The sequence below is a fragment of the Shinella sp. M27 genome (genome assembly GCF_049199905.1).
In the GTDB taxonomy this organism is placed as follows: domain Bacteria; phylum Pseudomonadota; class Alphaproteobacteria; order Rhizobiales; family Rhizobiaceae; genus Shinella.
The window spans coordinates 1-9976 of the sequence record NZ_JBLZPK010000041.1; the positions used below are offsets into that span (position 1 = coordinate 1).

The window sequence follows — 9976 nt, forward strand, 5'->3', positions numbered from 1 at the left end:
CGGCGACAGCGCCGACCGCGCCATCGAGCGCGAGAACGACGAGGTGCTGGAGGAGTTCGGCTCGACGGGTCTCAAGGAACTGAAGGCCATCGAAGCCGCCCTCGACCGCGTCGCTGCCGGCACCTTCGGCACCTGCGCCAAATGCGGCAATCCCATCGCGCCGGCGCGTCTTGCCGCCGTGCCGCATGCCGCCCTTTGTGAGGAATGTATCGCGCAGGCGTAAAGAACGGCAACCTTTCGTGATCCGCCGACGGCGCCGAAGGCCTTGTTTCAGAACGCCAAACACGCCACCATGGCCCGACGGACAAAACACGGAAGGCCAGCGTGGAAATCAAGGGCGTCAAGTGGACCTATGACCGGTCGGAAGTGATCGCCGATGGCATCGTGCATGGCGTCGGCGTGGTTTTCGCGTTGATCGGCGTCACCGCGCTGATCTTTTACGCCACGGTATGGGCGACGAGCGGGCAGCTCGCCGCGGCCTGGGTCTATGGCGTCGGCCTCGTCGTGGCGCTCGCCACCTCCTTCGCCTACAATCTCTGGCCGGCCTCGAAGGTGAAGTGGCACCTGCGCCGCTTCGACCATTCGGCGATCTTCGTTCTGATCGCCGCCACCTACACGCCCTTCCTGCAACGGGGCATGGACGATCCGCTGCTTGCCGGCATGCTGGTCTTCATCTGGGTGATGGCGGCGGCGGGCGTGGCGCTGAAATTCCTGTTTCCCGGCCGCTATGACCGGCTGGCTATCCTCATCTATCTCGCCATGGGCTGGAGCGGCGTCTTTGCCGCCGGCCCGCTCGCCACGCATCTGCCGATCGCCACGCTGGTGCTGATCGTCGCGGGCGGCGTGCTCTATTCGGTCGGCGTGATCTTCCATGTCTGGGAGAAGCTACGCTTCCAGAACGCCATCTGGCACGGCTTCGTCGTGGCCGCCGCCGCCGTGCACTATTCCGCCGTCGTTACCAGCGTGGTGATGGCCGGGCCCGGCGCTTGAGCATTTATTGCGCGGCGGGTGCCGCGTCCTGCGCCGTGGTGCAGCCTTCCGCCGGGTGCAGCGATTTCACCAGCTTGCCGACGAAGGGCGAGATTTCCGCTTTCATCGACACCGGATATTCCAGCACGAAGGATGCCACGGCGTCGTCACAGAGCCGGATGGTGCGGTGATAGAGGATGCGGTCGCCGCGCGTGCCCGAAAGGCTCGCCCAGCCCGCCTTCTGCCGGTCGTAGCTCAAATCCCAGCCTTCCTGCTTGTAGGTCGCGCGCCGGTCGGCGACGTCAAGCTCGAAGGGGCCGGCCGCAAGGTAGTGGCCCCAGACGGCCAGCGTCGCGCCACCATTGGCATAGGTGCGACCGTCGCCGTTGTCGGCTTCGCTCGACAGCGCAAAACCCGGCGGGATCTCCACGGCATAGCCGAAGCGGCCGTTGACATAGGGCTCCCAGCCGGCCGCGAATACGAGGGTCGGGAGGAGGACAAGGAAAACGGAAAAAAGCAAACGCTGCACGAAAAACCCCTTGAATGCCTGTGCTTTCATGACGGTCCAGCGGCGCGGTTTCATCGACCATGACAACACATGACTGGACAGGTTTCCCGCTCCTCCTGTAAGCGAAGGCAAACAAGTGGGGGGAACCACCATGGACATAACGATACGCGACGCCGTGGAAGCGGACCTCCCCGGCATTCTCGACATCTACAACGATGCCGTTGCCAATACCACGGCGATCTGGAACGAGGCGGTGGTCGATCTCGACAACCGCAAGGCCTGGTTTGCGGCCCGCCGCGAGCGCGGTTTTCCCATCCTCGTCGCGGTGCGTGGCAAGCAGGTGATCGGCTATGCGTCCTATGGCGACTGGCGCGCCTTCGACGGGTTTCGCCACACGGTGGAGCACTCCGTCTATGTGCGCGGCGACGTGCGCCGCACCGGCAGCGGCCGCAAGCTGATGAAGGCGCTCATCGAGCGTGCCACCTTCAACGGCATCCATGTCATGGTCGGCTGTATCGAGGCGGAAAACGCCGCCTCGATCAAACTGCACGAGCAGATGGGCTTTCGCATGGTCGGCCGCTTCAGCGAAGTCGGCATCAAGTTCGGCCGCTGGCTGGATTTGGCCTGCATGGAGCTGAAGCTCTCCAAGTAACGAGCCTGACGATCAGTCCGGGTCGAAGCTCAGCGCCACGCCGTTCATGCAATAGCGCAGGCCCGTCGGCGGCGGGCCGTCCGGAAAGACGTGACCGAGATGGGCATCGCAATCCGTGCAGCGGATTTCGGTGCGCGTCATGCCGTAGGAATGGTCCGAATGGTCCGTCACGGCGCTCGGCGCGATGGGCTGGTAGAAGCTCGGCCAGCCGGTGCCGGAATTGAACTTCGTCTCCGACCGGTAGAGCGGTGCGTTGCAGCAGATGCAACGATAGGTGCCCTTCTTGGCGAGATCGAAATCCGGGCTGGAAAAGGCGCGCTCCGTGCCGTGTTCGCGCGTGATGCGGAACTGCTCCGGCGTCAGTATCGCCCGCCACTCTTCCTTGGTCTTGTTGACCTTCAACGTCGTCGTGTCGCTCATGGCGTCCTCCTGTTGGCACATAGATAGGATGCGAGGCGGGGGAAGACAATCGGCTCTGGGCGGCTTGAAAGCGCCTCGGTTTCCTCCTATCCTCCATATTGATGCAAAAGGAGGAAGTCATGCCTTTAAACATCAAGGACAATGAGGCTCACATCCTTGCCCGCAAGCTCGCGGAGGCGACGGGCGAGAGCCTGACCCAGGCCGTAAAAGTCTCCCTTGAAGAGCGGCTGGCGCGCATTCAGGTTGCCAATGCGCCACGCCTTGCCGACCTGCTGGACCGGATCGCCCTCGACTGCGCGAGTCTGCCCGTGCTCGATCCGCGCTCGCCGGAAGACATCATCGGCTATGACGAAAACGGCTTGCCGCGATGATCGCGCTGGACACGTCGGCCCTCGTCGCCATTCTCACGGACGAACCGGAGCGGCGTGCCTTCAATGAAGCCATCGAAGGCACCGCCGAACGGATCATGAGCGCGGCGAGCCTGCTGGAAACCAAGATGGTGCTGTTCGCCCGTTACGGCAGCGGCGGCGTGAACGCGCTCGATGCTTTTCTGCTGCGGGCAAATATCCGCATCGAGGCTGTTACGGCGGCACAGGCCGAGATCGCCTTCGATGCTTTCCGCCGTTTCGGGCGCGGCACCGGTCATGCCGCACATTTGAACTATGGTGATTGCTTTTCCTACGCATTGGCGCGTGAAAACGCCGCGCCCTTGCTGTTCAAGGGTGGTGATTTCGGTTTGACCGACGTAGAAAAGGCGCTCTGAATTCTTGCAAGACCAATGACGGGCGAAGCCTGCACATGAGGGGAGGGGCATGACAGCGGACACGATGGGCCTGACCTTCCTCGCCTTCTGCCTGCCGTTTCTCGGCGCGCTGATCGCGCCCGCGTTGACGAGGCTCCTCGGCCATCGTGCCGCCTGGCCGCTGGCGCTCGTCCCCTTCGCCGTCTTCCTGCATTTCCTCGGCTTCAACGCAAAAATAGCCGGCGGCGAGATCGTCACCGGCGGCTATGTCTGGGTTCCCTCGTACAATGTTAGCTTCTCCTGGCTGATCGACGGCCTGTCGCTCGCCTTCCTGCTGCTGATTTCCGGCATCGGCACGCTGATCGTGCTTTATGCCGGCGGTTATCTGAAGGGGCATGCCCATCAGGGACGGTTCTTCTCCTTCATCCTGATGTTCATGGGCTCGATGCTCGGCCTCGTCGCATCCGACAGCTTCTTGATGCTCTTCGTCTTCTGGGAGCTGACCTCGATCACCTCCTTCCTGCTGATCGGCTTCGACCATGCGCGCGAGGCCTCGCGCCGCGCAGCCCTTCAGGCGTTGATCGTCACGGGCGGCGGCGGGCTCTTTCTTCTGGCGGGCCTGCTGCTGCTGTGGGACGTCACCGATGTCACGCAGTTCTCGCTTTTGATGTCCTTCGGTCCCGAGCTGCGCACCAGCCCCTATTATCTCGCCATCCTCTTCCTGGTGCTCGGCGGCGCTTTCACCAAGTCGGCGCAGTTTCCGTTCCATTTCTGGCTGCCGAACGCCATGGAGGCGCCGACCCCGGTCTCGGCCTATCTGCATTCGGCGACCATGGTGAAGGCCGGCGTCTATCTGTTGATGCGGCTCAACCCGGTGATGGGCGCAACGCCCGCCTGGGAAACCATCCTGCCGGCTGTCGGCGGGCTCACCTTGCTCGTGGGGTCTGTGCTCGCCATCCGCCAGACAGATCTCAAGCTGATGCTGGCCTATACGACGGTGGCGTCGCTCGGCCTGCTCGTCATGCTGACGGGCTTCGGCTCGGAGCATGCATTGGCCGCCGCCGCGCTCTATCTCGTCGCCCATTCGCTGTTCAAGGGCGCGCTTTTCATGGTCGCCGGCCTGATCGACCACGAGACCGGCACGCGCGACATCACCAAACTCGGCGGCCTCAGGCGCGCCATGCCCGTCACCTTCCTCGCCGCCCTTCTCGCCGCGCTGTCTATGGGCGGCCTGCCGCCGTTCTTCGGCTTCCTCGCCAAGGAGGAGGTCTATGCCGCCTTGGCGGGCGGGAGCCTGCGGCAGATCGCCTTCACGGCGGCCGCCGTCATTGGCAACGGCCTGATGTTTGCCGTGGCCTTCGCCGTGGCGCTGAAACCCTTCCTCGGTCCATCTGTGGAGACGCCGAAACATGCGCATGAAGGCCCGGCGCTGCTGTGGATCGGCCCGATGCTGCTCGCGGTCAAAGGCCTCGTCATCGGCCTGTTCTCCGCCATCACCCATGCCCTGCTGACGACGCCGCTCGCCTCCGCCATATCCGGCGTGCCGCAGACCATCACCATTTCGGCGATGCCGCATCTTAGTCTCGCCTTCGGCCTCTCGCTCCTGACGGTCGCTTTCGGCATCGGCGTCTTCCTCATGCTGGACCGCGCACGCGCCGCGGCAAACCGGCTGGTCGAGGATATCGGCTGGGGGCCGGATCGCGGCTTCGACCAGGCGATGACCGGGCTCGTGCGCGCCGCCGCCGCCATCAGCCGGCTCCTCCAGCCGGGCCGCATGGAAATCTACATGACCGCGACCTTCGCGGTGATCGCGCTGGCGCTTCTCGTGCCGCCGGCGCTCTATGGCGAATGGCCGCGCCTGCCGGTCTGGCCGGCCGGCATGCCGTTCCATGAACTGGCGGTGATGCTGCTCGCCGTGCTGGGCATCGCCGCGGTGCTGACTGCCAGCAACCGTCTGACGGCCATCGTCGCGCTCGGCATCCAGGGGTTCTGCGTCGCCTTGCTCTTCCTGCTGTTCGGCGCGCCGGATCTCGCCTTCACCCAGTTCATGATCGAGACGCTGTCCGTCGTCATTCTCGCTTTGGTGATGACGCGTCTGGAACTCACGCCGCGCGACCACCGGCCGCTCCGGGAAAAGCTCCCTGATGCGATAATCGCCATCGCCTGCGGCCTCGGCTTCGCGCTCTATCTCCTGAAGGTCACGCAGGGTCGCTTCGATACCGCGCTGACGGATTTCTTCAATCTCTATTCGAAGACCATCGCGCATGGCGCCAATGTGGTGAACGTCATCATCGTCGATTTCCGCGGCACCGACACGCTCGGCGAAATCGCCGTGGTGATGGTCACGGGTCTCGCGATCCTCTCGATTATCCGCATCCGCAAGGGGAGGGCCGGCGCATGAACACCCTCATCTTCCGCACCGTCGCGCCCTTCCTCACCGCTCTGATGGCGCTGTTTTCCATCTTCGTGCTGCTGCGCGGCCATAACGAGCCGGGTGGGGGCTTCATCGGTGGGCTGATCGCCGTGTCGGCGCTGGCGATCTTCGGCATTGCCAATGGCATTGCGGCGGTGCGCCGGGCGCTGTGGTTCCACCCGATGGCGATTTCGGCCTTCGGGCTGTTCATCGCCTGCCTTGCCGGCCTGCTCTCGGCGGCCTTCGGCGTGCCGTTCATGACGGGGCTGTGGATTTACCCCGTCGTGCTCGGCGTCGAGATCCCGCTCTCCTCCGTGATGCTGTTCGATACCGGCGTCTATCTCGTCGTCGTCGGTTCGATCACCTCGATCGCGCTGGCGCTGGAAGCGGGGGACGACGTCTGATGGAGTTTCCCTTCGTCCTCTTGATCGGCCTGTTCTTCGCCGCCGCCGTCTATCTGATGCTGTCGAAATTCCTGGTGCGCGTGCTGCTCGGCGTCGTGCTGCTCGGCAACGGCGTGAACCTTCTGCTCTTCACCAATGGCCGCATCCTGCGCGAGGTGCCGCCGATCATTCCCGCGGGACATGACGTGCCGGCGACGCTGACGGCCAATCCGCTGCCGCAGGCGCTGATCCTCACGGCCATCGTCATTTCCTTCTCCTTCTTCGCCTTCCTGCTGGTGCTGGTCTACCGTGCCTATCAGGACCTCGGCACCGACAATGGCAACGAGATGCGCCTGGCGGAGCCTGAGAACGATCCCCTTCCGCCGACCGGCTACTGACAGGAACCGCCCAGCCAATGGCCGCAAATCCCGCCGATCTTTCCGCAGCCCTCGTCCTCACGCCGCTTCCCGCCGCCGACTGGCTGGTCGTGCTGCCGCCCGCCTGGTGCATCCTTGCGGGCGCGGTGCTGCTGATGCTGCGCAAGTCGCTCCGCCTTCAGGCGCTGATCGCCATTCCCGCGCTTGCCGTGCTCGTGGTGGTCGATGCGCTGCTGCTTGCCCATGTCGCGGATAACGGCCCGGTGACGATGGTGATGGGCCGCTGGCTGCCGCCCTTCGGCATCGCCTTCACGGCGGATTTGACGGGCGTGCTCTTTGCGCTGGCCGGCGCGGTCGTCGCCTTTGCCGGCAGCGTGCATGCGCTGGCCGATATCGATGCGAGCGGCCGGCGCTACGGCTTCTATCCGTTCCTGCTGCTGTTGATGGCCGGCGTCTCCGGCGCGTTCCTGACGGGCGACATCTTCAACCTCTATGTCTGGTTCGAGGTGCTGCTGATCTCGTCCTTCGGCCTGATCACGCTGGGCTCCGAGCCGCGCCAGATCGACGGCGCGATCAAATATGCCTTCCTCAATCTCATCGCGACGACGCTGTTCCTCGTCACGACCGGTTATCTCTACGGCCTCTTCGGCACGCTCAACATGGCCGATATCGCGGTGAAGGCGGCGGCGGGGCGTGCCGAACTGCCGCTGATGACGCTGGCCACGCTCTATTTCCTCGCCTTCGGCATGAAGGCGGCAGCGTTCCCGGTGAATTTCTGGCTGCCGGCCTCCTATCACACGCCCCGTGTCGTCGTGTCGGCGCTGTTTGCCGGCCTGCTCACCAAGGTCGGCATTTATGCGCTCCTGCGCACGCTGGTCATGCTGTTTCCCGTCGAACGAGAGGAGCTGAGTTTCCTCATCGTGCTCGTCGGCGTCGCCACCATGCTGCTCGGGGCGCTCGGTGCGCTCGGCCAGAGCGATATCCGCCGGCTCATCGGTTATGTCGTGATTTCCGGCATCGGCGTCATGCTGGCGGGTCTTTCGCTCGGCAGCCCCGGCGGCATCGGCGGGGCGATCTTCTATGCGCTACATTCCATGGTGGTGATGACCGCGCTCTACATGGCGGCGGGGCTGGCGGGGCGACTTGCCGGCTCCTTCGATCTTAATTCCCTTGGCGGGCTTTATGGCCGCTCGGCGCTGTTTTCCGCGCTGTCGCTGGTGCTGTTCTTTGCCGCCGCCGGCCTGCCGCCGTTTTCCGGCTTCTGGCCGAAGGTCATGGTGGCGAAGGCGGCAATCGACATCGGCGCCTGGTGGCTGGCGGCGGCGGTGCTCGCCACCGGTTTCCTCACCACCATCGCGCTCGGCCGCGTCTTCGCGCTCGCCTATTGGCGCCCCGCGCCGGCGGCGCTGCCGGCACAAAACATTCCCGCCGGCGCGCTTTTGCCGCTTGCCCTGCTGACCGCTTTGACGGTCGGCTTCGGCCTCTTTCCGGAGCGGCTGATGGCGCTCGTCCAGCATGCCGCGCAGGGGCTTGCCGATCCCAGCGCCTATATCGGTTCCGTTTTTCCGGGGGTGAAGTGATATGCGTCCCGCCGTCATCATCGCCGTCTTCACGCTGGTCTGGCTTGCTGTCTCCGGCAGCTTCACCATCCCGAACCTGTTGCTCGGGATTGCCGCGAGCGCGCTGTCGCTCCTGCTCATCCGGGGCCATATCCAGCCGGACGGCCGGCGCTTCCGGCCGTTGAAGGCGCTGTCGCTGCTCGTTCTCTTCTTCAAGGAGCTGGCGCTTTCGGCCTGGAAGGTCGCGGTGCTGGTGGCAAGTCCGAAGATGAACCTGAAACCCGGCATCTTCGCCTTTCCGCTGACGGTCGACCGGGATTTCGAGATCACGCTGCTCGCCAATCTCATCACCCTGACGCCGGGCACGCTCTCCGTCGATGTCTCCGACGATCGCAAGCTGCTTTACGTGCATGCTCTCGACTGCTCCGATCCGGCCGGCACGCGGCGCGACATCGCCAATGGTTTCGAGAAGAAGATACTGGAGGCCTTCCGCTGATGGCTGCTGAAACGATCATCTCCGGCGCCTGCGCCATCGCGCTCTTCCTGATGAGCGCCGCCTTCTTCCTCACTGCCTGGCGCGTCATGAAGGGGCCGACCCTGCCGGACCGCATCGTCGCGCTCGACATGCTCACCGCCATCGCCATCGGTTTCATCGCCGTCATCGCGATCAAAACGGGCTTCAACCTTTATATCGATATCGCCATCGCGCTCGGCCTCGTCGGCTTCCTCGCGACCGTCGCCTTTGCCCGCTTCGTGATGCATCGCGGCATGCAGGTGGGTGAGGAGGGCGCGCCGGACGAGGCACCGGCCGGCAACAGGACGCGGCGCAGCGGCGGCCATGCAAGGAGGCTGCACTGATGCTGGATCTTCTCCTCGCGCTCGTCGTCGCCGTCATGCTCATAGGGGGCGGCATCTTCACCTTCCTCGCCGCGCTCGGCATCGTGCGCCTGCCGGATGTCTATACCCGCATGCATGCGGCCTCGAAGGCCGGCACGGTCGGTTCGGGGCTCATGCTGCTGGCGGCCGGCATCCATGCGCTCGATGCGGCGATTTTCACCCGCGCGCTCGCCGGCTTCATCTTCTTTGTGCTGACGGCCCCGGTGGCGGCGCATCTTGTCGCAAAGGCCGCGCATGCGGCCGGGTATCGCCTGGCGCGCCTGACCGTGATGGATGAATTGCGCGAGCCGCGCGAACGGGCGGCCAAGAAGCGTTGAAAATTCGTTGAGGCCTACCCTTAAAATTTACAGTATCCCGTGTTTTCCAGTGGATTGTTTTCCTTACTTGAAGCTCTCAAGTTTCTTTCCCAAAATATTTCTGGACTTTGATTTGCGGAATGGTATTTCAAGTAAAGTAAAGCATTCGGGTTGATTTAGCTTGTATGCGGATTTCCTGTTTAAGTTGAGTTGGTGGCGTATTCGCGCTCATCCGGTATATAAGCCGGTTCCGACATAACTGGGCGGAGGCCGCAATACCAAAAAGTTATATTGACGCAAAATGTCCGTATTTCGAGGCGAAGCATGTCTTTTGAGATTAGATTTTCTGCCCGATCTCCCGGAATGGTTGCTTTGCACGACATTTAATGCCCCCGGGCCGATGGAGAGAGACATCGGCTTCCTTTCGTCCGACAGGAGAAACACATGACTGAAACAAATCTTGGCACCAGCTCCAATCTGCTTGTGGAGCTGACGGCCGATATCGTCGCCGCCTATGTCGGCAACCATGTCGTGCCGGTCGCCGAACTGCCGGGCCTGATCGCCGACGTGCATGCCGCGCTGAACAACACGACGCAGCCTTCGGCCGTCGTCGAAGCGCCCGTCGTCGCCGAAAAGCCGAAGCCGCCGGTTCCGGTCAAGAAGTCGGTCCAGAACGACTACATCATCTGCCTGGAGGATGGGCAGAAGTTCAAGTCGCTGAAGCGCCACCTGATGACCCACTATGGCATGACGCCGGAAG

General features: G+C 63.6%; 15 protein-coding genes. 13 read left to right on the forward strand and 2 right to left on the reverse strand.

The genetic code is table 11. The annotated features are described in order from the left end of the window. Nucleotides 1-223, forward strand: a 223-nt coding sequence (locus ACOZK4_RS17090) for a TraR/DksA family transcriptional regulator (RefSeq protein ID WP_421592923.1), incomplete at its 5' end; no start/stop codon positions are given. 101 nt (nt 224-324) lie between these two features. After that, complete coding sequence (gene trhA, locus ACOZK4_RS17095; RefSeq protein ID WP_313531723.1) at nt 325-990, forward strand: PAQR family membrane homeostasis protein TrhA; 666 nt, start codon at nt 325-327, stop codon at nt 988-990. A gap of 4 nt (nt 991-994) precedes the next feature. On the opposite strand, the gene ACOZK4_RS17100 is transcribed toward trhA, so the two are convergent. Next, nucleotides 995-1498, reverse strand: coding sequence for a hypothetical protein (locus ACOZK4_RS17100; protein ID WP_421592924.1), 504 nt, complete (start codon nt 1496-1498; stop codon nt 995-997). A 130-nt stretch (nt 1499-1628) separates the two neighbouring features. Here ACOZK4_RS17100 and ACOZK4_RS17105 point away from each other — a divergent pair, with 130 nt between their 5' ends. Further along, a complete protein-coding gene (locus ACOZK4_RS17105; RefSeq protein ID WP_421592925.1) occupies nt 1629-2129 on the forward strand; it encodes a GNAT family N-acetyltransferase in 501 nt (166 codons plus the stop codon). Between the two features lie 12 nt (nt 2130-2141). On the opposite strand, the gene msrB is transcribed toward ACOZK4_RS17105, so the two are convergent. Beyond that, the gene (gene msrB / locus ACOZK4_RS17110; protein WP_421592926.1) at nt 2142-2549 is read right to left on the reverse strand and encodes a peptide-methionine (R)-S-oxide reductase MsrB; all 408 of its coding nucleotides are present in this window, start codon (nt 2547-2549) and stop codon (nt 2142-2144) included. A gap of 119 nt (nt 2550-2668) precedes the next feature. Here msrB and ACOZK4_RS17115 point away from each other — a divergent pair, with 119 nt between their 5' ends. From ACOZK4_RS17115 to ACOZK4_RS17160, 10 genes are all read left to right on the forward strand, one after another. After that, complete coding sequence (locus ACOZK4_RS17115; RefSeq protein WP_117369711.1) at nt 2669-2920, forward strand: type II toxin-antitoxin system VapB family antitoxin; 252 nt, start codon at nt 2669-2671, stop codon at nt 2918-2920. Continuing rightward, complete coding sequence (locus ACOZK4_RS17120; protein ID WP_421592927.1) at nt 2917-3312, forward strand: type II toxin-antitoxin system VapC family toxin; 396 nt, start codon at nt 2917-2919, stop codon at nt 3310-3312. Before ACOZK4_RS17115 ends, ACOZK4_RS17120 begins: the two co-directional genes overlap by 4 nt. A gap of 49 nt (nt 3313-3361) precedes the next feature. Further along, nucleotides 3362-5692: a putative monovalent cation/H+ antiporter subunit A gene (locus tag ACOZK4_RS17125; protein ID WP_421592928.1), complete on the forward strand. Its 2331-nt coding sequence runs from the start codon at nt 3362-3364 to the stop codon at nt 5690-5692. Beyond that, entirely contained in the window at nt 5689-6108 is a 420-nt protein-coding gene (locus tag ACOZK4_RS17130) for a Na(+)/H(+) antiporter subunit B (protein WP_421592929.1), read from the forward strand. Before ACOZK4_RS17125 ends, ACOZK4_RS17130 begins: the two co-directional genes overlap by 4 nt. Next, entirely contained in the window at nt 6108-6485 is a 378-nt protein-coding gene (locus tag ACOZK4_RS17135) for a Na+/H+ antiporter subunit C (RefSeq protein ID WP_421592930.1), read from the forward strand. Before ACOZK4_RS17130 ends, ACOZK4_RS17135 begins: the two co-directional genes overlap by 1 nt. A gap of 17 nt (nt 6486-6502) precedes the next feature. Beyond that, complete coding sequence (locus ACOZK4_RS17140; protein ID WP_421592931.1) at nt 6503-8044, forward strand: Na+/H+ antiporter subunit D; 1542 nt, start codon at nt 6503-6505, stop codon at nt 8042-8044. Nucleotide 8045: 1 nt separating this feature from the next. Beyond that, a complete protein-coding gene (locus tag ACOZK4_RS17145) occupies nt 8046-8519 on the forward strand; it encodes a Na+/H+ antiporter subunit E (protein WP_421592932.1) in 474 nt (157 codons plus the stop codon). Continuing rightward, complete coding sequence (locus ACOZK4_RS17150; protein WP_421592933.1) at nt 8519-8881, forward strand: cation:proton antiporter; 363 nt, start codon at nt 8519-8521, stop codon at nt 8879-8881. The genes ACOZK4_RS17145 and ACOZK4_RS17150 overlap by 1 nt, the downstream gene beginning before the upstream one ends. Further along, nucleotides 8881-9237 (forward strand): monovalent cation/H(+) antiporter subunit G, encoded by a 357-nt coding sequence (gene mnhG / locus ACOZK4_RS17155; protein ID WP_421592934.1) that lies wholly within the window; start codon nt 8881-8883, stop codon nt 9235-9237. The genes ACOZK4_RS17150 and mnhG overlap by 1 nt, the downstream gene beginning before the upstream one ends. 423 nt (nt 9238-9660) lie before the next feature. Beyond that, nucleotides 9661-9976: MucR family transcriptional regulator (locus ACOZK4_RS17160; protein WP_421592935.1), on the forward strand; the 316-nt coding region annotated here is incomplete at its 3' end.